Source organism: Cyanobium sp. ATX 6F1 (assembly GCF_024346315.1).
Taxonomy (GTDB): Bacteria; Cyanobacteriota; Cyanobacteriia; order PCC-6307; family Cyanobiaceae; genus ATX-6F1.
Genome location: NZ_JAGQCS010000001.1, coordinates 354564 through 378341, shown reverse-complemented (window position 1 = coordinate 378341; position 23778 = coordinate 354564). Strand labels below are relative to the sequence as shown.

30 protein-coding genes are annotated in these 23778 nt (G+C 62.2%); 13 read left to right on the top strand and 17 right to left on the bottom strand.

The window, feature by feature from the left end; genetic code table 11:
- Positions 1–127: 127 nt before the first annotated feature.
- The 7 genes from KBZ13_RS02110 to KBZ13_RS02080 form a co-directional block, all read right to left on the bottom strand.
- Complete coding sequence (locus KBZ13_RS02110; RefSeq protein ID WP_255005486.1) at positions 128–1378, bottom strand: AAA family ATPase; 1251 nt, start codon at positions 1376–1378, stop codon at positions 128–130.
- A gap of 63 nt (positions 1379–1441) precedes the next feature.
- Complete coding sequence (gene pglX / locus KBZ13_RS02105; protein WP_255005483.1) at positions 1442–4942, bottom strand: BREX-1 system adenine-specific DNA-methyltransferase PglX; 3501 nt, start codon at positions 4940–4942, stop codon at positions 1442–1444.
- A gap of 59 nt (positions 4943–5001) precedes the next feature.
- Positions 5002–8487 carry a BREX system P-loop protein BrxC gene (gene brxC / locus KBZ13_RS02100; protein ID WP_255005473.1) on the bottom strand — a complete coding sequence of 1162 codons (3486 nt, stop codon included), beginning with the start codon at positions 8485–8487 and terminating at the stop codon, positions 5002–5004.
- Positions 8484–9098: a DUF1788 domain-containing protein gene (locus KBZ13_RS02095; protein WP_255005471.1), complete on the bottom strand. Its 615-nt coding sequence runs from the start codon at positions 9096–9098 to the stop codon at positions 8484–8486. The genes brxC and KBZ13_RS02095 overlap by 4 nt, the downstream gene beginning before the upstream one ends.
- Positions 9095–9799: a BrxA family protein gene (locus KBZ13_RS02090; protein WP_255005470.1), complete on the bottom strand. Its 705-nt coding sequence runs from the start codon at positions 9797–9799 to the stop codon at positions 9095–9097. Before KBZ13_RS02090 ends, KBZ13_RS02095 begins: the two co-directional genes overlap by 4 nt.
- Before the next feature lie 236 nt (positions 9800–10035).
- Positions 10036–10983, bottom strand: a complete 948-nt coding sequence (locus KBZ13_RS02085) for an ArdC family protein (RefSeq protein ID WP_255005469.1) — start codon at positions 10981–10983, stop codon at positions 10036–10038.
- A 178-nt stretch (positions 10984–11161) separates the two neighbouring features.
- The gene (locus KBZ13_RS02080) at positions 11162–11356 is read right to left on the bottom strand and encodes a hypothetical protein (RefSeq protein WP_255005461.1); all 195 of its coding nucleotides are present in this window, start codon (positions 11354–11356) and stop codon (positions 11162–11164) included.
- A gap of 44 nt (positions 11357–11400) precedes the next feature.
- On the opposite strand from KBZ13_RS02080, the gene KBZ13_RS02075 reads away from it, so the two are divergent.
- Complete coding sequence (locus tag KBZ13_RS02075; protein ID WP_255005459.1) at positions 11401–11793, top strand: type II toxin-antitoxin system death-on-curing family toxin; 393 nt, start codon at positions 11401–11403, stop codon at positions 11791–11793.
- A gap of 95 nt (positions 11794–11888) precedes the next feature.
- On the opposite strand, the gene KBZ13_RS02070 is transcribed toward KBZ13_RS02075, so the two are convergent.
- The 8 genes from KBZ13_RS02070 to KBZ13_RS02035 form a co-directional block, all read right to left on the bottom strand.
- Entirely contained in the window at positions 11889–12137 is a 249-nt protein-coding gene (locus KBZ13_RS02070) for a hypothetical protein (protein ID WP_255005455.1), read from the bottom strand.
- A gap of 315 nt (positions 12138–12452) precedes the next feature.
- Positions 12453–12854, bottom strand: a complete 402-nt coding sequence (locus tag KBZ13_RS02065) for a type II toxin-antitoxin system tRNA(fMet)-specific endonuclease VapC (RefSeq protein WP_255005454.1) — start codon at positions 12852–12854, stop codon at positions 12453–12455.
- Complete coding sequence (locus KBZ13_RS02060) at positions 12851–13084, bottom strand: antitoxin (RefSeq protein ID WP_255005453.1); 234 nt, start codon at positions 13082–13084, stop codon at positions 12851–12853. The genes KBZ13_RS02065 and KBZ13_RS02060 overlap by 4 nt, the downstream gene beginning before the upstream one ends.
- 448 nt (positions 13085–13532) lie before the next feature.
- Positions 13533–13844, bottom strand: a complete 312-nt coding sequence (locus tag KBZ13_RS02055; protein WP_255005448.1) for a hypothetical protein — start codon at positions 13842–13844, stop codon at positions 13533–13535.
- A gap of 179 nt (positions 13845–14023) precedes the next feature.
- A complete protein-coding gene (locus tag KBZ13_RS02050; protein ID WP_255005447.1) occupies positions 14024–14311 on the bottom strand; it encodes a hypothetical protein in 288 nt (95 codons plus the stop codon).
- A gap of 252 nt (positions 14312–14563) precedes the next feature.
- Positions 14564–15001 (bottom strand): sigma-70 family RNA polymerase sigma factor, encoded by a 438-nt coding sequence (locus KBZ13_RS02045; protein ID WP_255005445.1) that lies wholly within the window; start codon positions 14999–15001, stop codon positions 14564–14566.
- Positions 15002–15039: 38 nt separating this feature from the next.
- A complete protein-coding gene (locus tag KBZ13_RS02040; protein ID WP_255005444.1) occupies positions 15040–15297 on the bottom strand; it encodes a hypothetical protein in 258 nt (85 codons plus the stop codon).
- A gap of 4 nt (positions 15298–15301) precedes the next feature.
- A complete protein-coding gene (locus KBZ13_RS02035) occupies positions 15302–16042 on the bottom strand; it encodes a L,D-transpeptidase (protein WP_255005443.1) in 741 nt (246 codons plus the stop codon).
- Positions 16043–16125: 83 nt separating this feature from the next.
- On the opposite strand from KBZ13_RS02035, the gene KBZ13_RS02030 reads away from it, so the two are divergent.
- Entirely contained in the window at positions 16126–16368 is a 243-nt protein-coding gene (locus KBZ13_RS02030) for a type II toxin-antitoxin system Phd/YefM family antitoxin (protein ID WP_255005442.1), read from the top strand.
- Complete coding sequence (locus tag KBZ13_RS02025; RefSeq protein ID WP_254938857.1) at positions 16365–16634, top strand: Txe/YoeB family addiction module toxin; 270 nt, start codon at positions 16365–16367, stop codon at positions 16632–16634. The genes KBZ13_RS02030 and KBZ13_RS02025 overlap by 4 nt, the downstream gene beginning before the upstream one ends.
- Before the next feature lie 29 nt (positions 16635–16663).
- Here KBZ13_RS02025 and KBZ13_RS02020 read toward each other — a convergent pair whose 3' ends face one another.
- Both KBZ13_RS02020 and KBZ13_RS02015 read right to left on the bottom strand, forming a co-directional pair.
- Positions 16664–16861, bottom strand: a complete 198-nt coding sequence (locus KBZ13_RS02020) for a hypothetical protein (protein WP_254938858.1) — start codon at positions 16859–16861, stop codon at positions 16664–16666.
- Between the two features lie 174 nt (positions 16862–17035).
- Entirely contained in the window at positions 17036–17674 is a 639-nt protein-coding gene (locus tag KBZ13_RS02015) for a hypothetical protein (protein WP_255005440.1), read from the bottom strand.
- A gap of 154 nt (positions 17675–17828) precedes the next feature.
- Between KBZ13_RS02015 and KBZ13_RS02010 the strand changes: the two genes are divergently transcribed.
- The 10 genes from KBZ13_RS02010 to KBZ13_RS01965 all read left to right on the top strand — a co-directional run bounded on the left by KBZ13_RS02010 (position 17829) and on the right by KBZ13_RS01965 (position 23774).
- On the top strand, positions 17829–18104 hold the full coding sequence (locus tag KBZ13_RS02010; protein ID WP_255005439.1) for a prevent-host-death protein: 276 nt from the start codon (positions 17829–17831) through the stop codon (positions 18102–18104).
- Entirely contained in the window at positions 18101–18523 is a 423-nt protein-coding gene (locus KBZ13_RS02005) for a PIN domain-containing protein (RefSeq protein WP_255005436.1), read from the top strand. Before KBZ13_RS02010 ends, KBZ13_RS02005 begins: the two co-directional genes overlap by 4 nt.
- A 70-nt stretch (positions 18524–18593) precedes the next feature.
- On the top strand, positions 18594–19493 hold the full coding sequence (locus KBZ13_RS02000) for a major capsid protein (RefSeq protein ID WP_255005435.1): 900 nt from the start codon (positions 18594–18596) through the stop codon (positions 19491–19493).
- Positions 19494–19565: 72 nt separating this feature from the next.
- Positions 19566–19988, top strand: a complete 423-nt coding sequence (locus KBZ13_RS01995) for a hypothetical protein (protein WP_255005434.1) — start codon at positions 19566–19568, stop codon at positions 19986–19988.
- A 7-nt stretch (positions 19989–19995) separates the two neighbouring features.
- Positions 19996–20715, top strand: coding sequence for a hypothetical protein (locus KBZ13_RS01990; protein WP_255005433.1), 720 nt, complete (start codon positions 19996–19998; stop codon positions 20713–20715).
- A gap of 69 nt (positions 20716–20784) precedes the next feature.
- A complete protein-coding gene (locus tag KBZ13_RS01985; RefSeq protein WP_255005432.1) occupies positions 20785–21558 on the top strand; it encodes a hypothetical protein in 774 nt (257 codons plus the stop codon).
- Positions 21559–21602: 44 nt separating this feature from the next.
- Complete coding sequence (locus tag KBZ13_RS01980) at positions 21603–21857, top strand: hypothetical protein (protein ID WP_255005907.1); 255 nt, start codon at positions 21603–21605, stop codon at positions 21855–21857.
- Positions 21857–22189 (top strand): hypothetical protein, encoded by a 333-nt coding sequence (locus KBZ13_RS01975; RefSeq protein ID WP_255005431.1) that lies wholly within the window; start codon positions 21857–21859, stop codon positions 22187–22189. The genes KBZ13_RS01980 and KBZ13_RS01975 overlap by 1 nt, the downstream gene beginning before the upstream one ends.
- A 41-nt stretch (positions 22190–22230) precedes the next feature.
- Positions 22231–22626, top strand: coding sequence for a hypothetical protein (locus KBZ13_RS01970; protein WP_255005429.1), 396 nt, complete (start codon positions 22231–22233; stop codon positions 22624–22626).
- On the top strand, positions 22539–23774 hold the full coding sequence (locus tag KBZ13_RS01965; protein WP_255005426.1) for a hypothetical protein: 1236 nt from the start codon (positions 22539–22541) through the stop codon (positions 23772–23774). The genes KBZ13_RS01970 and KBZ13_RS01965 overlap by 88 nt, the downstream gene beginning before the upstream one ends.
- Positions 23775–23778: the final 4 nt, after the last annotated feature.

Sequence of the window (23778 nt, the reverse complement as noted above, 5' to 3'; positions counted from 1 at the left end):
CACGTATCCCCTGATCTAGAAAACAAATCTTACCGCAGCAGAGATCACAGGGATTCTTGTTGGCCAAACAAATACAATGAACCAGACTGGCTGGAATAAGGTCTAAACGAGGGGTTCCTGCCATGTCCTAGCCATTTTCTTCTTGATGTTCATTCTGCAATCTCCACTCGAGCTCACGCATGTGTTCAAAGGTGAGTGAGACTTGATTAAAGTTCTCAATTAAGCTGTCAGCAGTTAGGCCTTCTTCCATGTCCATAAGCTCTACTTGATCGTATTGCGTAACCTGATAGACTGCCGTTTCCGCTGGATTGAGCGGGTGCAGGGCCCTAATATTAATCAGCGAGTCATCGTCCAAGAAGGCTGGAAGCAGTTTGTCAATGGCATATCTTTTCAAGAGATTATTAATCCCTTCAACAATAATCGGGCTATGAGTCGTTACGATAAATTGAGTATTGGGAAAGCATTTGAGCAAATCCGAAACAATCCTCTGTTGCCAGGCTGGGTGGAGATGTAGATCCACCTCATCAATCATTACGATTGCGGGCGATTCCAAAGGGTTATCCATGTCAGGATTGCCTGCTGCCATGCGACGTGACAGGTCAATAGCTACACCGATCATGGTTTTATAGCCATCGCTCAATTGTGAAAGTTCTAGATCCTCTCTATTCTCAGTGACTATGAGACGAAGGGGAGGTTTCACGGAAAAACGAGGATTCGTAAGAGTTGGAAAAAGTGTCGTTAAGCATTTACGTACAGCCCTTAGCTGTGGAAGCGTAATGTCAAAGTTACGTATCTCATTGCGTAGCCTCAACTCTTCCATCTCTTTGTTGAAATACCATATAAAAGCAGATCTGAAATTAGATCCAGATGTCAGGGCTTGATCCAGGGCATCAAAAATTCGATCGGACTCTAAGTCAAAACCACGACGCCTTTCTGGAATATCAAGCAAGGCCCTGCTGACCCCGTAGAAAGCGAAGATTGGAAGAACAAAATCATCTTCATTGGCGAGTGGCTCGAGAATTTGTTGGTCAAGATATTCCTTCAGCTGTCTCTTGCCAATCTCAGGTATCTTGACTCTTGACTTCGGATCTTTCTCGACGCAATCCCAAGAAATACCCTCTATACTTTCAACAGCAATACGCGCGTATTTGAGTGTCCTCCCTCCAATTTGACGAATCTCTCCACGCTTCTGGAAGCTTCTCCCTTTAGCCTTGGGTAAATAGGAAATGATGGCACCTAATGCGATCGCTATCGCATCAAGGAATGTTGTTTTACCAGACCCATTCTCGCCGAGAAGTAGAGTAAGACGTGAGCCAAGCTTAAGAGTGGCCTTGTCCTTGCAGCGGAAGTTTTCAATTTCTAGCCTTTTTATTTTCACAAGCTTTTGTGTGCCACGGCAGGAATAAGTAGCGTTACTTGTTTGTAATAACCTTATTATACCTCAGTCCTCCTTCGCCGCCAGCCCAGGAATCGGTGCAAGCACCTCCTGAAGCTTGAGGTAGTTCACCTTCACACCGTCATCGAGGTCGAGCTCGATGCGTTGCTGGGCCAGGGGGAGGAGGGCGTCCTGCTCCCAGGCCTGGCATTCGCGCAACACCTTGGTGATTTTCTCGGCCTCCTTGCGGGCGGCGGTGCGCTCGCGGGTGGGGAGATCGTCGTTGAGTTGATCGAGGCCTAGCTGGGCGAGGCGAGCCTCCAGTTTGGAGAGGTAAGGGCGGAAGTAGTTGTTGAGCACAAGGTTGAGGGTGTCCTTGGTATAGCGGTGCAGGTAGATCAGGCAGCCGAAGCCCTTCTTTGGGCTCTGCACCATCCAGTAGATCGGCCGCTTCTTGTAGGTCTGCAGGTGGTCCTTGTAGAAGTCTGAGCAGAAGTATTTGCGCAGGTCTTTGCTGAGGGAGGTTTCGATGAAGCGCAGATTCTCGGCCAGGGAGCTCTCTGGGAAGGTGACGGCCAGGAACTCGCGGCTACGGGCCACGATGTCGTCTTCAAACCATTCACCATCGAGCACGGGGAGGATGCCGTCCGCATCGGGCAAGTACTGGACTTCGCTGAGGGGCTTGCCCGCCTTGCCTTCGTAGGCAGCGAGGTGGTCGGCTTGGCTATCGAGGGAATCGGCCAGGGTCAAGCCTGGCTCATCGAGGCTGTAGCGCCCCATCATGCAGCCGACGGCATAGGAGAGGAAAGCGGCCACATCCGTGCGGGCGTCGGCGCGGGCGAGGGTGATTTGCTCTTCGGGCACTTCCGGCTCAAGCTCATCCTCGAGGCCGTAAGCGGCGATGAAGAGCCGGTTGTTTTCCGTTTCCAGCTCCTGCATCCGGCGGATGGCGGCGGTGCTCTGCGCCTCCCAATTCCGCCAGCTCGCCTTCAACGCCTGGCCCTTCAGCCCCGGCCGTAGCAAGGGCTGGTCATGGAAGTCCCACGAAGTCTCGAAGTTGTCCCAGTCACGCTTGGCAAGACCGATCAGTTCTGCTACGAAGGTATCCTTACATTTTTGAATAAATGGAACTCCCTCGATGTCTTGCTTTTGATAGTTTAGCGTAGGGTTAATAGCTTCAAGAAAGTGATTGCCGAGTTTTGAGTTAAGCAGTCCTGTTACCTCATGACATCGGTCGTTAGCAAAGATGCCTGGTCCGGCATCTGAGAAAAGAACTCCATTGTCGATAACTCGAAATGCAACGTCTGACGAGCTAATCCTTGACCAAGTAACGAATGGCTTAAAATACCAGGACTTGTCACGAAGCCGATAATCTGGACTTTTTGTTTTAATGTCAATCGCGTCATCATACAAATTAACAACGTGTTCGGAATTGCCATACCACTTTCTAAACGGACCTCCCTTATGCAGAGGAAACCAACGTAGATCATCTCTCATTTGAGCCGCATCTGTTAGGCCAAACTGAATCGCATTCTGTGAGACTTCAAACCAAAGTCTCAAGAACTGCTCATCTCTTCCTGTGCGGATTCCCGGATTGACGCTAAAGATACTGCCAAGTTTCTCGTTTGACTGGAAAATTGTTCCCGTACGCTTACTAAGCCAATATGCGATCTGGCTGCCAGGTATTTTGCAGAAGTCTGAAGTGGATGCACGGTAAACCATTGAATTAGTGGAGCGAGATAAAGACTCAACTGATTGGACGAAGGCTGTCTCTTTGGCAAATTCGTTCTGCCCTTCAACTAGACGGAAGAAATAGCCTCGATAATTATTGGCAGGTCTTTTCTCAAAAATGAAAGCTGTCGTTTGAACGACTGCGCCGCCAATGCTGTCAAATCCACGAGGTCCAAGATGTACCATCGAAAGAATTCGAGTCTGCGAAAGAAGTTTTTTACGGAGATTCTGGTATGAAGACAAAAACATCCAACTCTGCATCGTTATCATCGCATTTGTTCCATTGGGGATGAGACGAGCGTTGTTGGATTCGATAAACGCAGCAAATAAATCTGATTTTGAATCAGGATACCGCTCGGAAACAAAAGCCTTTAATTCTGGGTTCATAACACCTTGGCCCATGTAAGGCGGATTGGCCACGACGACGTGACACCGCTGGGTGAGCGCCTCAGCTTGATCGAGCAAACGCAACACTTTGCCGTGCGTCTCGGAAAGGAATAGCTGCCCGCCGAGGTCCTTCGCCTCGATGGCTTGGCGCACGAAGATGATACTCCCCTCATCCATACAGGGCTGGATCAACGAACCGAAGGTCTTCGCGTCCTCGAACTGGTGGAGCAGCTTGAGCAAGCGCTGATCGAAGAGCTCGCCTAGATCCAAAGCCTGGATGTAGTCATTCAGCTCATCATCACCAAACCGCACATCCTGCAGGTCAATGATCTGCGGCCGCACCAGCTGATCCGGCTGGAAGAAACGCCGTGATGATTCCCGCGCCTTGAACACAAGAGCCAGCTCAGAGAGCTGGGCGGCACGGGGGCAGATCTCCAGCCCATACAGATTGTTCCGCAGGATCAGAGCTGGGATCTCGCTGGGCGCGTAGCCTTCCTCCGCGTAGATGAGGCTGAGCAGGTCGAAGGCGTAGGTGAGCATGTGCCCGCTGCCACAGGCTGGATCCAGCAGCTTGATTTCTTCTGGTCTATTGATCTTCAGGAAATCGGTTTCTGCTTCGCCCTCGATGTAGTAAGGCATCTGCTCGCGCAGCTTCGAGTCCGGGCGGTTCAGCAGCCACAGCCGCCCCAGTGAGTTCTCCACCAGGTAACGCACGATCCAGTGGGGCGTGAACAGCTGGGTTACCGCAGGAATGTCTTCCGTGGGCACCGCCTTCTTGCGGGCCATCACCTCATCTTTCTTCTCGGCGATATAGAACTGATACAGCCAGCCGAGGATCTCCACGTCGTCGCAGTCGGTGTCGCTGATCGAGTGGCGGAAGCCTGCCGCGATCGAGCCTTCGGTGAGCAGGTCGTCGGGCAGCAGCAGCTCAGTGGCGTCATCAAGCCCCTCGAACAGGTTTGGTAGCAGCTGGTGATAGAAGCGGCACACCGCCAGCACCAGCTCCCGATACACCTCCCCCTGGGGGTCGGCGCCAGCGATGGCCGGTGGGATCTGGCCATTGAGTAGGCCATGGAGCCGATCTTCGTTGGTGTGCAGCTTGAGCTCGGCTGGCAGGCCTCCCGAGCGCATCAGCTTGAGCAGCTCCGGCTGGGTTTCGGCTTCACTGGCGGGCATAAGAACCCTGCAGCCAAACGGATGCCAGCCTTTGGCATCTAGGTATCGCAGCGCAGCCAGCCGGTTGAACCAGCTGTAGGCCACCCGCTCCAGCAGCACCGCTCGGTTTTCCGCCTCCTGCTCGCGAAGCTGTGCGATCTGGCTGGCGTAGGTCGCCAGAGTGTCGGTCGTCTGGCTGTTGAGCAGCAGATCGAGCTTTCGGCCCACGGCCACCAGTAGCTGACGGCGCATCGCCGGCGCGAAAGATTTCAGGGCAGCGGTGTTGACGGTCATGGATCAGGAGGGGTTAGCAGGTGGGTCAATCGCGTGGTCAATGAAAACGGTCTGGAACCTCAAAGGCTGATCCGATGCCCCTGATCCAGCTCGGTTTGGGCTGCTGTCCGTAGGGCATCGAGCCACTGCTGCAGCTCCTGGCCGCTGGTGATCTGGCTGAGCGGGCAGTTCACCTTCAGGTTCGAGGCCGCTACCACCTTGATCGGCGCCACCGCTTCGACTCCCTGAGGCATGCTCAAGGCCGCGATCCGCTGCAGTTGCCGGGGCACCTCCTCCTGCCGGTAACGGTTCACCCGCAGGGCCACGCGGCCCGGTTGTGCGGCGGTTTTCACATCCGCTTTCGCCTGGGTGGTGGCCTGAAGCACCTGGCTCTGTTGTTCGTCGTTGAGCTTCTGGAAGGCGGCATCTGCCTTCAGGCGGGTTTCCTGCTCCTCGAGCACCAGTAGGGCTGCAGCCTGGGCCTGTTGCAGCTTTTGCTTGAGCTGGCCTTGCAGTTCCACCATGGCGTTGTTGGCCTGGGGGACGAGACCACCGGCAAAGGGCCTCGTGCTCGCCAGCAAGGTGGTCAGGCTCTTCACCAGCTGTTCTGGCAAGTCGGCGAATTCATCGCGGTAGCTGGCCTCGAAGGCCTTCACCTGGTCAAACACCGCCTTCTGGTTGCCCTTGAGGAATTGCTTGATCGGGGTCAGCAGCTCTTGCTCGCCGTCCAGCCAGTCGCCCTTGAAGCTGGTCAGTTGGTTGAGCAGATGAGCGTCGTCTTTCTTGCTCAGCTCCTCAGCCTTCGCGGCCCAGGGCTTCAGCTCGGCCAGGAAGGGATAGGCATCAGCCTTGGTGGCGATCTCCCGCAGCTCCTGTGCTTCATTCGCCATCACCATTCTGAACGATTCACCGGTGCTGCGAGCATCGGTGCCGCTGCTCTGCACGCCAAACAGCTCCTGGTGGAAACGCTTGAGCGCATTCACCGCACTGGCATCGAACTGCTCCTGCTTGCGCACGCCCACACCAGCCAGCCGGCGGCTGTTGGTGAGCGCCTCGATCACCTGGGCGTTGCTCAGCAGTTCCTTCTCCCGCAGCTCGAGCTTCCCGAGCCGATACAACCGCGCCACAAAGGTGAGCGTCGCCCAGTTGCCCCACCCGTAAGGCCTGGCCTCAAACTTGCGCACCAGATCTTCCGCACTGAGCCGCTCGCCCAGCTTCTGCTGGCGCTCCACCTCCACGAGCACCTCTTGCTCCGCTTCTGAGAGCTGAATCGCCGAGCCCTCCAGCAGGTCGTCCTGCTCCTTCACCACCTTGGCCACGGTGGCTTCACTGAAGTTGCCGTGGATCATCTTGAGCTTGGGGAAGGCCGAGCGGATCAGCTCCTGATACGCCTTGCTGAAGCGGGTGGCCGGTTCCCCTTCTCCCGCCGAGAGGGTCTGGCCATTCACCACCAGGGTGGCCTTGCGCAGCAGGGCGGCCGCTTGCAAGTTGATCTCCTGGCGCCGGCTGGTGTTCTGCCGGGCCCTGACGCCGAGGATCGCGTTCAGCGTCTCGTCGTCGCCGCCAGTGTTCTGGCGGATGTAGAGGTCGGTCTTCAGGTAGCTTCGGATCTGATCGAGCAGCCGGCCTTCTGACGGCAGGATCGCCATCAGCTCGGTGCCACCGAAGTTGCGGCTGTGCAGCACCGCCTCGCTGCTGTAATGGGGGTGCTCCGGCGTCACCAGGTTCACAGCCACATCAGACTCCTTGCCCTTCACCAGCCCGTCGTCGATCTTCTGGGCAAACGGGTAGTCGTTGCCGTTGTCTTCAAAACGAATCTTGTTGCTGCGCAGCACGTCGTCAAACACCACCCCGTGCAGGGCCTTGATCACCTGAGAATCCGCCACCTCGGTGCGCTTGATCTCCTGCTCCACATCCTTTTCCTTGTCGGTGAGGAATTCGTAGAGCTCTCCGCTGCGCTGTAGGTACGACTGCGAATCGAGATTGATCAGGGCCTCTTTGATCGCCTGCTCATGGGCGCGGATGTCGAAACTTGGTTCATCGATGAGCAGGATGGCGATGTTGCGCGCCGTGCTCTTGAACTGGGGCACCCACTTGAGCAGGAACAGGGCCTTGAGGATGCGCAGCTCCAGCGGACCCACCTGGTTCTGGGCCAGCACCATCGTTTGCTGCTTGTCGGCCCGGATCACATCGCGGATACCGTCATAGAGCTGGTCAAAGCTGGCCAGGCGCCCCACGGGTAGCTCCTTGATCGCCTTGGCCACTTCCTGGAACACCGAGAGCATCGAGCGCTCCCCCACCGCCATGTTGCGCCCTTCGAACACGCTGTGGGCCGCGAGGCTCTGAATCGCCTGTTGGAACAGGCTCAGCTGGTAGGGATGGAAGGGATAGAGGCCGCAGAAGCTCTGGCAGTCGCCCCAGCCCTTCAGCTGCAGGGAGCCATCGCCAAAGCGGAACAGGGTGGTGAAGTTGTCCTTCTCCTGTTCGTAGATCTCGATCAGCTGTTCAGGCTCATCGGGTGTTTTGGCCAGCAGGCGCCGCTGGATCACCTCCTGCACATCAGCGCTGGCCAGGGTGAGCTTGGTCTTGAAGCGGCCCTGGATCTTGCTCAGATCATCGGCTTGCTCGAACTTCACCTGCCCCAGGATGTTCTCCAGGTCGGCCTGGGAGGTGATGAACACCGCGGCCCGCCCATCGGTGGCGGTGGCCAGGCTTTCCACCACGGTCTGCAGATTCAGCAGGCGGCTGCGTTCCTGGCCGATGAACTGACCCGCCTCATCCACGAAGAAATTGAGCCGAAAGCCTGCTGGCTGGCTGTCGAGATACTGCTTGACGCGGGCGGCAAAACCCTCGATCGAGAGGCGGTAGCTGTCCTTGGCGTCATTGATGACCTTCACGGCATCGTCTTCGCTGCCGCCGAACTGTTCGGCATAGGCCCGCGCGAAGCTGCGCTTGGTCACCGTGGCCAGGGCGTCGCGGTCTTGCTCCCAGCTGCGGCCATTGAGGCGCTGATACGTCTGCTTGAAGGCCTCGAACTGGCCGCGCGTGTCGAGGTCGTGCTCCAGCTGGGCCACATAGCCCTGGTTGCCGTAGTAGCCCTGCAGCTCGTTGAGCACCTTCATGAACACCTCGAGGATCGGTGCCTCGTGGGTGCCGCCGATGCCATCGAACTTCTGATCGATGTTGAACAGCAGGCTGCGGGCCGGGATCGCCGCTGCTTTCTTGAGATCGGCTCGGATGATCTCATCCTCCACCTTGGGCAGGAGGATCTCCACCGGCAATCTGCCCTGCTCACCTACCCGTTTCTCGCCATCGAGCATCAGCGAGAGCATCTTCAGCAGGTGCGACTTGCCCGAGCCAAAGAACCCTGAGATCCACACACCGTTGGCGGTGGGGTTGTGCAAGTAGGCGTCGGTGAAGGCACCCAGGCCTTTGCTGACCTCCCGGGTCACGACGTACTCGTCGAGCTCGATCTCGAGGTGGCGCTCGTCGTCGGCCTTGATCACCCCGTCGATCGGGCGATCAACCGGCTTGGCAAACAGCTCGCGGATGGTGGAGGCAGTCATGAGCTCTTGATGTCGAAGTAGTCGAGGTTGGTGGCGCGGTAATGCGGGTTTTCGATCTTGGTGGTGGCACTGGTGCCGAACAGGCGCAGGTAGGAGCCGCCGTCGGCGTCCTGCGAATACTCGCCGGGGAAAAAGATCACCACCGGATGGCGCACCATCGCCGGCTGCAGTGCCTCCAGGATCGTGTGGGTTCGCAGGAACGGGTAAACGCGGCCGGAGCCGGTGATCAGGCTGACTTGGGTGTCATCGCCCAGGTCAGCCATCAGCTTGGGCACCAGGGCCGATGTGGGTTCAGCCACGTTCTGCAGGGTGTCGAATAGATCGCTCTTGCTCCAACTCGCCTCCTCCTGCAGCACCACATCCAGGTATCCCTTGGCCTCCAGCAGCTGCAGCACCAGCTCAAACAGGTCCACCTGCTTCACTCGCAGACCCTGCTTGCGCAGGTGCTGCTCCACCCCCCTCACCACCAACCGCAGCTGATCTTCATCGGCGGGGTTGTAGGTCTGAATGAAAATCGGCACTTCCTTGGCGACGCCACGCATCTCAAGGAACTCCGGCCGCATGAGGATCTCTTGCAGACGCTTGTCGAGGCCGGCGACGCTGCTGCTCATGCCGTCCTCTTGGTGCGGCTTGCTGGCTTACGGCTTGCTGGCTTCGCCGCGGTGGGTTGAATCGCTCGCAGGCTCGGTGGGCTGAGTAGGAAGCCGCCTAACAGAGCTGGATCGTCTTCCGTCACCAGCTGCTGGGCCTGAGCTGTGAGCGAGGAGCTCTGCACCATTCCAAGTGTTCCTCCTTTTCCGGACTTACCGGCGAGTAGCCCCGCTTCGCGGAGCATGTGCAACAGGGTGGAGCGGATCTTCTGCTGCGAGGACGGGGCCACCTTGGCCAGCTCCGGGTGGTGGCGTTCCTGCAGGTCATAGAACGCGACCATTTCGGAGCGGCGTAACACCGGATCCATCCCGACCAGCTTCTTGGCCAGCACCTCCTGCACTAGATCGCAGGCCAGCTGGATCCGCTTGAGCACCGCCAGCCAGGCCATCGCCCTGCGCTCCTCGCTCGTCCCCCTGGCCAGCAGTTCCATTTGGGCAGGCGTGAGGGTCTGCAAGCGCTGCCGCAATTCCGACTCCAGCCTTTTTGCGGTGCTGGCGGATCGGGCTTGGAGGGCGTTGCTCTCCAAGACGGCCGCCTTGGTCTTGCGCCAATCCCCCTCTTGCAGGTGCACTTTGGCGATCACGGCCGCCAGTTCGGGCCTCAGGCTGGCGGCGGTGAAGCTCAGGCAGTAGCGCATGGATCCGACTGCAGCTTCCGCCAACGCCCCCAGCCACCCCCTTTGCCCTGATCCTGGCATCGCCAGGGAAGCCCCCAGGTCCAACAAGCCAATTCCCCCATGCCGTTTCGTGTCAACGCAAGTTATGGGGGCTCAGCGTGTTTTGGTCGGCGTTTCCTGCGAAGCACCAGATTCCTGCAACCAGCAACCATGGCCAGCTTTCGCTGATGTGCTTCACCTCAGCTTCAGGGCCTCCAGCTGAGAGAACGGTTCGTAACCATTCAAGTGGGCAGGGCCAGGCCCTGGGACTCCAGCTGCCCAGCCGCCTCAGGACAAATCAGATCCGCCGCCTGCCGCGCCTCGCTGAGCACCTGAAACAGCACCCTGGGCGATTCCTTGAGCAGCTCGATCCAGTGGCCGAGATAGGCGGCATGACTCTCGATCTCGCTGCCGATCTCCAACCGATCACCCAGCAGCACCGCCCCCAACTCAGCAACAAGTTCCTCGCGGGCATAACGCGCCTTCCCGAAGACACCGCCGAGATCCCGCTTCAGGCGCGACTCATGGCCGGTGGAGTGGACGGCTTCATGGGCCCAGGTGGCGCAGAACGCCGCTGGTGAGTGGAAGCTGGCGCGATCAGGGAGTTGGATCCGATCGATCGCCGGCAGATAGCAGGCTCGATCACCCCCGAAGCTGACCGGCGCCGGCCAGGCACCCAGCACGGCCTCGGCGGCCCCCAGGCGCTCGGGCTCCGGCTTGGACTCCACGCCTTCCGCTGCATTGCGGGCTTCGATCAGGCCAGCCAGTGCTGCTCCCTCAAGATCAGATGCATTGAAGACCGCCACCGGCCGGTAGCTGGCCCAGCTACGCACGTTGACTTCACCGCCAACGCTTGCCTCCTCGCAGCTGTGTAGCTGGGGCCGCAGGATGCAGACCGCCTTGCTGCCCTTCTTGGGGAAGATCCCCAGCTTCCTGGCCTCGGCAAAGCCGCACCAGAACGGCAGGGCCGATCCCCGAACGTGCATCCCAAGTGTGAGCATGATCGGATTGGCGCCGCGGTAGCGATGACCCGAGATCAAGTTGACGTGGTGGCCGCCGCCGCTGCCATCCCATGGCCGGCGCCAGGGAGCTGAACCGGCCTCCATCAACTCGATCAACGAGGCGAGAATCTTTTCCTCAGCCGTGGGACCAGCGAAGGTTTTGTGTGAGCGGGACTTGGACGCGGCCATGAAAGGCAAAGCGCGGGACGCCCGAGTGGTGCCCCGCGCAGGCAAGGGCGGCGACGGCGCCTGTCGCCGAGCCGCTTGCGTCAGCCCTTGCCCGTGGGGCGACCATGAGGAAGCCCGCGCGACCCATCCCCAGGTGAGTCAGTCCCCAATGGCCCTTCTGGTGGTTCACGGGGCACTATCAGCCGAGGAAGGTGCCATCGTTGGAAAGCGAGTAGAAGCTTCCATGGCGATCGCGATCGAACTCAGCGACCACCAGGCCCAGGCGCTCAGCGAGGCTGCCGCTCGGCTCCAGGTACCAGAGGCGGAGTTGGCCGCTGCAGCCGTACGGGATCTGCTGGCTCATCAGTCCGCCGATTTCGATGCTGCCGCGCAACGGGTTCTTGAGAAGAACCAGGTGCTCTATCAACGCCTGGCTTGATGCGTTGGCTGCACTTGGCAGAGGTGCTGGAACTGCACCGTCGCCTGATTCACCAGAGTGGTGGCATGACCGGCCTACGCGATCTGGGCTTGCTGGAGGCCTCTCTGGCCCAGCCTCGCCAAAGCTTTGCCGGTGTTGATCTCTACCCAGGGTTGATCGCGAAAGCAGCAGCTCTGGGCTTTTCGCTGATCCAGAACCACCCCTTCGTGGACGGGAACAAGCGCGTCGGCCATGCCGCCATGGAGACCACCTTGGTGCTCAATGGATTTGAGCTTTCCGCCAGCGTGGATGCTGCCGAGGCGGTTGTGCTGGCCGTCGCCAGTGGTCAACTGAATCGTGAAACCTTCACCCGCTGGGTGATGGCCAACCAACGATCCCTCAACCCCCTGTAAGCAGAGCGATCGTTCGGCTTGCTTGCTTCGAGGACTCAGGCTGAATCCGTGCCTGTGCCGTGGCTATGGGGTGCACCGCCCCGTTCGTCCAGCGCTCAAGAGATCCTGAGCAGATTGCCGCTGCTCCAGCCACCGGTGCGCCGCACCCGTGACGGCACAGGCAGGGTGGTCTTCGTCATCTGCCGATCGAAGCTGCCCCGCGAGGGGGCCATGGCGACGGAAAAGGCAACGCCCGGTGCGCCGACCACCTGCTGGGGCCAGATGCCGGTGCGGGGTTTGGCGTGGACCCGGGCGACCTGAGCCGGGGCCTTCATCGACCTGGCGCTGATCATGGTGGCGGGCATGGCTGGGCTCCTTGTGTTCAGGCTCCATTGCCAGGCCACGGTTGCCGCTGGCAAGGGGTGTTGACGTCTTGTGGCTGCGCTGATGCCTCCGGCCATTCGTGGCTCTGCCAGCCGTGGCTCTGCCAACCGTGAACCGCCGCCACAGGAACCAGCTGGCCCCTGGCGCGTGTCGGCCAGGATCAGTGGCGGCCTGCTGCAGATCAGCAACAACAACGAGTCGCGGGTGATCCGCAAATCTGAGGTGGAGGCCTACCTGCGGAGCGGCAAGGCCTGGTGATTCGAATCCTGTGGAGTTCAAAGCGCCTGTGCGGCGCCTTACGCCGTTGGTGCCCAGTTATCAACATGCAGACCGGGCACTTGGGCAAACTCACGGGTGTTGTTGGTGATCAGCGTGGCCTGCAGGCTCAGGGCATGGGCCGCGATCATCGTGTCGAGTGAACCAATCGGTGTACCCCGGCGTTCCAGCTCCGCACGCAGGTCGCCGTAGGCCCAGGCGGCGCGCTCGTCAAAGGGCAGTATCGTTAGTGGGGCCAGAAACATCTCCAGAGCCTGACGGTTGCGTGCCGAACTACTCTTGGCAACACCAAAGGCCAGCTCGGCAGCTACCACACTGCAGAGGCCAATCTCTCCAAGTCGGTAGTTCTTGAACCGCTCCAGCACAGCGGCTGGTTTGGCATTGATGATGTAAATACAGATGTTGGTATCGAGCAAGATCATGGGCTGATCGCTTCTCGGATCTGCTCTTCGGGTTGCTCGCGCGTGATCACAAACCCCGGCTCAAAGGCTGCCAGCCCCGCCTCCAGGGTTTGCCAGGGGTCATCGATGGGCAGCAGCAGCACGCCGTTGCCGAAATGCTTCACCACCACCTCGTTGCCGCTGAAGCGGTAGTCCTTCGGGAGCCGTACCGCCTGGCTGCGGCCCGATTGGAACAGACGTGCGGTGTCCATCGGATGCCCCTGATCTGGTAATGACCCATGGTAGCTACCACGGCTGGAACTCGACTCACGGCGACAAGGCCAGCTGCGCTCGCCCGATTGCCCTTGCCCGTGGGGCGACCATGAGGAAGCCCGCGCGACACACCCCCACCGTCAGATCGCTCGACCTGCTGGGCCTGGCAACAGAAGTGAGCGGCACGATGACAGGTGGTTGGAGCACGAGACGAGCTGGCGGCCTTGTTGGGTGAGTGCCCGAGGCCGGTCCCGACTGAACCCGGCCCATGGCGAGCCACGGCTGCCATGACCGGTGGCCTAGTTCAGATCAGCAACAACCACGAGTCGCGGGTGATCCGCAAGGCGGAACTGGAGAGCTACCTACGCAAGGGCAAAGCCTGGTGAGGGGCATGGCCCCGAGGGACAGAGCCCCAAAAGGGCTGGCGCGTGGCAGCCCCTGATCGCCTCAGGCGGCGGCTGCCTCAGTGGCAGGAGCGCGATCACGAACGGCCTCCAGCTGGCACCTCTCCAGAAATTCCTGCTTCGCCAGGAGGCAATCATCGATCTCCTTGATGCGGGAGAGGAACTCCTCCATCGCAGGGATCAACTCTTCTTCCAGCAGGGTGATCTCCTCTTCTCCATAGGGCTGATCGCTGATCCAGGAGCGCTGGATCGGGTTGCATTGCTGAGAGCGCAGGATCTGCAGCAGGTGCAGGTGGCACTGCTCGATCACGGCGACGGGATCCTTGCGGGTGATCGCATCGAGATAGCAGGACATGGCAGGTAGCGCCTCGGGGGCGCTGTGACGGGACGCCCGCCAGTCCGTCGGGAAGGCAAGGGGCGGCCACCGCGCAGCGGCCAGGCCGCCTCGCGCAGCCCTTGCCCCCGGCGGAGACTGCGGCAACCCGGCACAGCCTCCCCAGCAAGGGGTCGCTCCGAGCAGCGACCCCAACGGACTCAGCTGCTCTTCTGGGGCTCCTCGCCATCGGCGAACGCCTCCTCGAACAGAGAAGCCGGGAGTTCGATGAAATCTGGCTGGCTGGTGGCATCCGTGAGCTGGGCCAGCTTGCGCTCCAGCTCCTTGCAGCGGAGCTCCAGCTCGCTGATGCGGTGATCCTGCTCCCTGACATGGGTGATCAGCACCCTCAGCAGGTGGAAGGCACCCAGGGGCAGGGCATCGAGATCAGAGCCGCAGCTTTGCAGCAGATCGAGCAGCTCATCGGATCGGAAGGTGTTGCGGGGCATGGGAAGCCAGGCGCAGGACCCCATGGACCATCCCGGCGTGGGCCAGGGCGGCGAGGCACGAGCCGCTTGCGCAGCCCTTGCCCCGCCGGGAACCATGGGAGGGCCTGCGCGGCGTACCCCCAGGCGTTTAGCTCCCCGAACTGCTCCCCGAATTTGGCTCGGCAGCTCCCCGAATTTGGAAGACATGCTCCCCGAATCTGCCGCTGTGATGGCTGCTGGGCCAGCCGCAGCTGGCCCGCTGGCCTCGGGCCTTTAGGCCAGCTCACAGCGCAGGGTGGCCAGGCCGGCCTTCTCCCGGCGATGGGCGCTCATCGGACTGATGCCCAGCTCGGCCGCCACTTGGCGGAGGGAGCGGCCCTGGAGGATGTGGAGCCGGATCACCGCGGCCTGAGCGGCGGGCAGCTGATCGAGCAGCGCCTCGATTTCTGCGGAGGTGGGCTCATCCTCCTGGGGGGCTGAATCGGGGGACTCGATGAGATCGAGGGCGCTTCTGAAAGCGCCTGCTGCGGTGACATCCAGGCTGTGGTGCCCCCAGGGGTGGATGCCCTTCTCGTGCTCCCTGCGGGAGACGCGGACCAGGCGGCCGTGATCGCGGAGGTGATGGAGCAAGGCGCCTTTGATGCAGCGGCTCAGGTAGGCGGGGGCTGTGATCGATTCAGTGATCTGGCAGCAGGAGAGCCAAAGCTGCATGTGGGCCCCCTGCCGATCGTGCGAAGTCCGGCATGGCCCTACGGAGCTGGCGGCCTGTTGCTGTCGCTCAAGGCCTTGCCGCCGAGCAAGGCCAGCAGCGTGTTGAGTGCGACGCCGAAGGCGGTGTGGACGGCGTTGTCAAGGCGGGTACACAGCCCCCCCTGGGGCACCAGTTGTTGAGCGCCGCGCCAGGCGCAGACACCGGCGCCAAAGGAGTAGAGCGAGACCTCAGCGATCAGCACCACGGCGACCAGACGCAGCAGGAAGCGCTCGCGGTTGAACGGCCGCTGCTCCACTTGCTCAGGGCTCCTGGAAGACGCCGACATAGACCGTGCCCTTCTCGTAGAGCGGCAGCACCTTGTCACGCAGGTCGACGTTCTGCAGGCGGATGCAGCCGAGCGTCGGCAGCAGAGGCTGATTCGCGGCCCAGGCTCCGGGCCAACCGCAACCGGAGCCGCCGCCATGGAGCATGATCCCGGCGCGCCCGACCTTCACCTCCTGGTTTTCCAGCTCCACCAGATCGAAGCTGTACCAGCCGTAGGACATGGCGGTATCGCTGCAGGGGGGGTTGTGGTTGTGCTCGTAATCCGGGTAGACGGTGCTGAGCTTGTAGAGCCCAGGCGGGGTGTCGGTGCTGGTGTGTTTCCAGTCGTTGTCGGCACCCTGACCCCGCGCCAGACAGGGGACCTTCCACAGGAACGTGCCGGAGTGATCAAACGCCTCCAGGTCCTCGTCGCGGTCGTTGACGAGCAGGTAGGAATCGCCCTGTTTGACCGGTGCGGCGATCTTCGGGCCCACCAGGCCTGCTTCTTCTGAACCGCGTGGATCAAGGCCTCCGGTGGGAGCTGGGGGAGCCGGTGGAGCCGGTGGTTTCTCGCTGAACTTGAGGGCCCAGACGGCTTGCTCGTCGAGCACGACCTCGCTGCCTGGGAGATCTGCAATGGCGGAGTGGAGGAGCCAGACGCCGGAGACCTGTTGGGGTTCCCCCTTGAAGGCTTCCCAGCGGTCCTGGAACCGCTCGGGGGTCATGGTGCTGGACATGGCGGCAAGGGGCTCTCAGCTCCAACCCATTGCCATGTGCGATAGCGGTACGCTTTGACGTACGTGCCTGACGCTCTGCTCTGGTGGCCAGCATTTCCGCGACAGAAGCTCGCAAGCGGTTGTATGCCCTGATCGACGAGGTCGGCGACTCCCATGAGCCGGTGCAGATCACCGGCAAGCGCGGCAATGCCGTGCTGCTCTCGGAGGCCGACTGGAATGCCATCCAGGAGACCCTGCACCTGGTTTCAATCCCGGGGATGCGCGAGTCGATCCTCGATGGCTTGGCCACACCGGCAGAAGATCTCAGCGATCAGCCCGGCTGGTGAGCTGGAGCGTTCGCTTCACCAGGCAGGCGCAGAAGGACGCCCGCAAGCTCGCTGCCGCCTCACCTGCCTTGAAGGCCAAGGCCGAGCAGCTGCTGCAACTCCTAGCAGAGGATCCCTTCCGGCAGCCACCGCCCTATGAGGCGCTGGTGGGTGATCTGCGCGGAGCCTTCTCCCGTCGGCTCAACATCCAGCACCGGCTCGTCTACGAGGTGCTCCGCGAGGAAAGGATCGTGAAGGTGCTGAGGCTGTGGACGCACTACGAATAAGCCCGGCCGCAGCCGGGCCGGAGCTGCGCTCAATAGGGCAGCTGCTCCAGCTCCATCCAGGCCGGGAAGCTGGCGGGCGTGAGCAGCTGGCGCTCAAAGAGGATCTGCTCGGCGAGATCCGCGAGCCGGGGCAGTGGCACCAGGGCCGTGCGGCAGCAGAAGCTCAGGCGATCCAGCGAATCGGAGCTGTGGCGCTCCAGAGCGGAGCGGCGGAAGGAAGAAGCCATTGGGGCGTTGAGAAGGACGCCATGGGAGCGCGGGGTGGGGTCAAGGGCGGCACCGCCGCTTGCGTCAGCCCTTGAGGCCACCCCGCACCATGCAGCGGCCTGCGCAACGCCAACCCACCAACCAACGAACAGTGGCGTCAGGGATTGAACCGGCCAGTGGCCGGCCCGCCGCCATCAGCGGCGCGAGAGCTCTTGCATGCCCACCTTTTGCTGCGCCATCCAGGCACCGACCGGATACTTGATCCGATCGGCAGCTATCTGAGCCTCGATCTTTGGCTTGAGCAGATCGGCGGCTGCCTTGCGCTCGGCCAACACCCGCAGGCGGATGGCGAGCTTGCCGGCCTGATCGGCCGCTCGATACTCCACAAGCAGCGGATGGCAGATGCTGCCAGCGAAGGCTTGATCCACCGGGCAGAGAAGCGGGCTGAGTGGCTGGGCTTCATCCCGCAGCCAACGGAGCGCATTGCGGCCCTCCCACTCGGTGAGCGGCCGCATCGCAAAGGGCTCGTGACAGGCGGACTCTCCAGGCCAGCGCGCTCCCATGCGCAGGCCGATGGCGCGGCCGTGGATGACGGGCTGATCCAGGAACGGCCAACGCAGGGAATCGAGCTGGCGCCTTTTGGCCCATTGGCCGCCATGGGCCAGTTCAACCGGCCCGACGCGGGTGAACTCGATGGCCTTGGCCGGGCAATCGATCATCCAGCTCAGCGTGGCCAGATCAAGCTCTGGGGTGGGCGCGATCACGAGCCGGAGCCGCGAGAAGGAGAAGCTCGGGCGCTCCTCGCGGGAGATCAGCAGCAGATGGATGGACATGCCAGGCAGGGCGATGGACCCGCAGACCCACCACGGCGAGGGCAAGGGCGGCGTAGCCGCTTGCGTAGCCCTTGCGCCGCTGTGGACACTGCGGATCCCCTGAGCCCCAACCTTTTTGCCGTTAAAGTGTGTACACAATCAGCAGGATCCAGTGATGGCGAGCCGCGTCGGCATCCGGGAGCTCAGGGCACAGCTCTCCTCTCATCTGGAAACCTCGACGCCGATCGAGGTGACCCGCCACGGCCGCACGATCGGCCTCTACGTTCCACTGCCGCAGCACCCTGATCTCAGCGAACGGGAGCAGCTGATCGAGGCCAGCCGTCAGATGCAGGCTGAGCTTCTGCGCCTCGGCCTCTCGGAAGAAGACATTGCCACTGACTTCAAGGGCTGGCGTCAGCACCAGACCCGGGGTGCCAGGAACAAGGCGTGAGCAAAGAGCGCAAGCGCCTGGTTCTCGACGCCAACATCTTGATCCGAGGCGTTTTCGGCGTCCGCGTCAGTGCTCTGATCGCCGAGTACGCCGATCGTGTCGACTTCTTTGTCGCCCAGGCCAACACGGAGGAAGCCGCCCACTACATCGCTGAGTTGAGCGAGAAGCGGAAGCTGAACCCTGAGATCACCAACGAGGCGTTTCTGCGCTTGATGCGAATCGTCCAGGTCGTGGATGACTCAGCTCTCGAATCCGCGCAGCAGGAGGCCGAGGCAAGGATCCGTGATCCGAGCGATTGGCCGGCACTGGCTCTGGCCATTCAGCTGGAATGTCCCATCTGGAGCGAGGACCAGGACTTTTTCGGCACAGGAGTGGCCACCTGGGTGACCGCGACCGTCGAAGTGTTCCTCCGCGACTGACTCACCAACCCCCGTGCTCGCCCATGGCAATAGGTGGTGACGTTGCTGGGGTCAGGCCCCGGGAGTGACCATGGGCCTCACGTTGATCGAGGCGATGAAGCACGAAACCCGAGTCGACAGGCTCGCGGTTGCCAAGACCTTCACGGAAGGTCAGCTGCTTCGTCGTTTGCCGTTCCGCAATCTCTCGGGCGGCGCCCTGCAGTTCGCCAAGGAAAAGAAATTGCCCCGCGTCGGCTTTCGTGCCGTGAACGAGGGCTACCGCCGTGATTACGGCGCGGTGGCGCAGGAGAGCGAGTTCGTTCACCTCTTTGGTGGTGATCTCGATGTGGACCGCTCGATCGTTGACCTCAACGGCCCCGAGGCCCGTGCTTCTCAGACCGAGCAGAAGGTGCGCTCGATGCGGCTCACCCTGGAGGCGGCGATCATCAATGGTGACGCCACCTTTGATCCGCGGGCGTTCAACGGCCTGAGCAAGCGGCTGGTCCCTGGCGGGGCCCAGACCGTCGACAACATCAGCGGCACCGTCAAGCTCACCAAGCTGGAGGCGCTGGTCGATTCGGTCAACGCCCTGGGCGGCGAGAAGGTGATCCTCACCAGCAAGGCCGGCCGGCGCCAGATCAGCCATGCCTCGCGTGAGGCGGGCGGCGATCTGTATCAGGTGATCGACGGCCGCCACTGGTTCGAGGACACCGAGATCCTGGTCGTGGATCAGGACGCCCAGGGCCATGAAGTGCTGGGCTTTGGCGAGGCGGCGAACACCACTTCGATCTACTGCGTGGCGCTTGGCGATGAGCTGATGACCGGCATCCAGGGGCCGTTCGAGGGCCGCTACGGGATCTCGGTGCGGGACTTCGGCGAAGTACAGGACGCCCCGGTGTTCCGCACCCGCGTCGATTGGTACGTGGGCTACGCGGTGGTTCACGACAAGGCGATCGGTCGCCTGTACAACGTCGGCCCCGCTGTGGCCTGAGGGCCATAGGCCCCAGGGCCATAGGCCCAGAAGGCCACACCCCTGATCTCTTCATCTCTAGAGGACACGACCATGGCCCAACAGGGCAACAAACTGATCGACGCCGCCACCACCTTGGTTGGCTGGGTCAACTACAACGCCACCGATCCGTTTGAGCGCACCCGCGTCAGCGCTGAGGTGGTGCGGCTGACCACGCCGCTCGATGCCGCCGGAGCGTTCACGCTGCTGGCCAGCCACCCCGGTGCTGCGGTTGCGGTGACGGTGGTGCTCCAACTGGCGCCGCTGCTCAAGGACGGCACCGTCGGCACCTGGGTGACGGCGGCCACCGTGGCGATCCCCGCCGCCGGTGGTCAGGTGGAGGCCCCGATCGCGGGCGGCAGTTTGGCGGTGGCACCTGCTGATGCCGCCAACGTGGAACTGCCGGCCTTCTTCTACGCCAAGGCCACGTTGACGCCGTCGACCCCGAACGGCGCCCACGTCAGCCTCACCTACTGAGGCGGCCATGAGCGACCTCGATAAAGACAAGCCTGACAAGCCAGGCAAGCCGGTGATCAAGCCGACCAAGCCAGGGCGGCCCTGGGCGCCGCCGCAGCCGGAGGTGGAGGGCACGGATCCAACGGTTCCGACCGCACCGACACCAGATGCTCCCCCAGAGGAGCCGACCGACCCCACCACCCCCAGCGATCCGACCGTGCCCCTTGAACTGACAGACACCGATCCAGTGCTGGAACTGCCGCCCGAGGGGATGCTGCGCATCTCCAAATCGGGCCGACACGATCAGTTCGTGTACCCAGTCCATTCCGACCGCTGGGCGGCGGAAGGCTGGAAGGTGCATCCGCCGGTGAACGTCGATCCGAGCGCGGGCGTTGAGGATCGTGCTGAGCCTGAGGTGCCCGAGCTGCCTGTGGATCCTGTTGTGCCTGAGGTGCCTGAGCTGCCACCAGTGGAGACACTTCCGGGAGCACTCCCGGATGCAGTCGAACCTGTTGTGCCTGAGGTGCCGCCTGCCGATGCGACTGATTTCGCGTCGATGACGAAGGCTCAGATCGTTGCGGAGGTCGAGGCCACCTATGGCGTCGCCCTGGACCCCTCTCAGACCAAGAGCGAGCTGGTGGAGCAGGCCGAGACGCTGGCGACCGAGCCGACGCCCCAGCCAGTCCCTGGCCTCGATGCTCCGAGCACAGAACTCGACACGTCGATTCCCGCTGACCTGTTGGGCTGATCCCTGCCAGCTGGCAAAGGGAGATAGCGCCAACCTCCCGCGAGGAACCGCCTGCTCATGCCTTACCCCTTGCCTCCCATCGATGAGAGCGGCCGGGTGCGGCTGCTTCCTCCGTACGGCTGCCCGGGTAAAGAGGAGTGGGTCTTGCACCACGAGGCCGACCGATGGCTGCAGCTGGGCTTTCGGGTGGGGACGGTGCCAGCCCAGGCGCTGGAGTTGTTCTGGATGCCCTCTGATCGGCTCTGGAGTGATCCGATAGCTGTAGCGCCGATCACGCTCTCGATCGATCCGTTGATCAAGGCGCCCCAGCCGATCCAGGTGGACTGGGGCGATGGAAGCATCGAGACGATCGGCTGGGATGCCCTCTCGCGGGAGGTGCCGATGCCGCGGCATGTGTACCTCGATCGGGTGGATCTGACGGTGACGGTGTCGATCGGCCTGACGGTGGCCAGCTTGCCTGTGGCGCTGCTGGGTTGCCCGGTTCCGCCGAGCGTGGTGCAGCAGGGGCTCTCCGGCGGTGGCGATGGAAGCGGCGGCCTGGCCGGTGTGGAGCCCCTTGTGCCGGGCGATGGCCTCGATGGGCGCGCCTACAACGGCTCCACCACGGAGCTGTGGCGGCTGCGCCTGCACCCGGACGGTGGCTTGGCGCTGCTGCCGAGCCCGGTGGATGGCAAGCCTGCGCTGGCGGTGATGTACGGCAGCGGCGCCGCCAGTCGCGGCACCCGCTGGTATTCCGGTGATGGGCCGCCCGTGAGCGCGGCGCTGAATCCGCCGCCTGCTCCGGGCGATCTCTACCTCAATCGCCTGAATGGCCAGGTGTACGAGCTGATGCCGGGCGCCTAGGGATTGCTGGGCAATGGCAATAGGGGTCGTAGAGCCAGGAGCACATGGGCTGGGACTCCACCGGCGATTCGATCAAGGGACCGGCAGGTGCTGGCGGGGCCGTTGGCCCTGCTGGTGCTGATGGTGCGCCCGGCGCCCAGGGCCCCCAGGGGATCCAGGGTGAGCCGAGCGGCCCGGGTCAGCCGATCTTCATTCAGGCAGCCCAGCCAACTTTCGGCGAACTGAGCGGCGCCACTCGCTACGAGTGGTGGCAGCTGCTGGGCCCTGATCTCACCTGCTGGATCGAGGACGGAACCTGATGCTGCGCAACGCCTTCTCCAATCTGGTCTCCGAGGGACTGGCCCTGCGCCTCAATCAGGTCGCCTCTGTGCTGGCCGACCTGTCGATGACCTTCGACACGGCGGGCGCCAAGCTCCGCGTCTCGCTCACCGGTGAAACGCTCCCGACCGTGACGACAGTGGGCACGGTGTCGGCGGTGACGACCGTTGCGACGGTGACGACCTGCTCGACGGTGACGACCGTGGGCGCGGTCACGAACCTGGCCTCGATCGGTGGTGTGAACGCCGCCGGGATGGTGCTCGAGAGCATGGAGACCAGCTGGTCTACGTCCATCCGGGGGCGGATCACATGAACCCGAGCGCCCAACTCTTTCCGCCCCTCTGAGCGACCGCGATGCCCACCACGCTTGCCTTCAAGGACATCCTCGATCTGCCCAAGTGGCGGCCGCTGGCTCCTGCGCCTGCGGCATCAGCGGCCGGGAGTTCGCTGGCCTTCGACATGCGCGGCGGCGGCAAGGCGCACCCGCTCCACTACCTGCTGAGCAATGCCACCACGTTCTCGGCCTACAGCCCGCAGAACGATGAATGGATCGGGCTGAGCAGCCCGGCGCTGGCAGGCGCCTTCGGGGCGGGAGCGAGCTCGATTGTTCACCCCACCAGGGGCCCCGCGGCAGCCTCGCGGCTGGCAATACCACCACCTCTGTGGTGCTCTCCACGGCGCTTCCTGCCGCCGTGGCCGTCAACCAGCTCGCCAACCGTGGTGATGGGGTGGGTTTCACCCTGCGGGTGATCGGCAGTGCCGCCGGTGGTTCTGGCAAGACGGAAGAACGGCTGATCGTGGCCAACACGGCTGGCACCACTCCGACCCTCACGCTCGATGCGGCGCTGACCTTCACGCCGGCGGTGGGTGACACCTACGAGATCCTTTCGGGGCGGGTGTTCCTGCTCTCGGCGGGCACCCTGGCGGCCGGGATCTGGAAGCACTACGACATCGCCACGAACAGCTACAGCGGCAACCTGGCCACCACCAACCTGCCGGCGACGATCGGCAGTGACTCGTCGCTGGTGGCCCTGAGCGAGGGCTACGTCCCGAACGATCTCCTACCCGGCGCCGGTTTCCTGGGAGTGCTGAGCGCCACAACGGGCGCGACGAGCACCACGATCGTGCAGGGCACCGCGTCGGTCCCGGCGCTGCTGCTCAACGAGTACCGCAACTTCCAGATCCGGATTACGGAGGACACCGCCACGCCGACGGCGGTGGGCCAACGGCGCCGGATTGCGTCTCACACGGCCGGCGGCTCGCCCATCTGGACCGTGGCGACGGCCTGGACGGTGACGCCATCGGCCACCGCCAAGTTCGTGGTCGAGAACGACGACGACAAGATCCTGCTGTTCACGAACCAGACCAGCGTCTTCACCTACAACATCACCGCCAACAGCTGGGACACGTCCAGCTTTGCGGCGGCGGCTGTCGCTGGTGGTGCTGGGATCTTCTGTGAGCACAGCTTCGGGATTGGCCGTGATCCCTCCGGCAATGCACGCCACAGCTTCATCTACCGGATCCGTGGTGGTGCTGCGAACATCATCGACCTGTTTGATCTGGCCGGCGGCGCCACCGGGGTGTGGTCGGCGGATATCGCCTACGGCAACAAGGGGCTGACGACCTTCACCACGGGCACCTGCGGTGCCCATGACCCACTGGCGAATGGCGGGCGCTATCTCTACCTGAGCATCAACGGCACCCAGCGGTTTGCGCGCTTTGACTTGCGCAACCGGGTGCTGGAGCCCTGGACCTACCTGCGCTATCCCCAGGGCGCCGCATTGGTGGGCGCCAAGTTGGCGATGAGCTTTTTCGTGGATGGGTCCACCAAGCTGCCGTTCCTCCATGCCTTGATCAACACAGGCACGCTGCTGTTCTCGATTGCCGCTCAGCGGTGAGCAC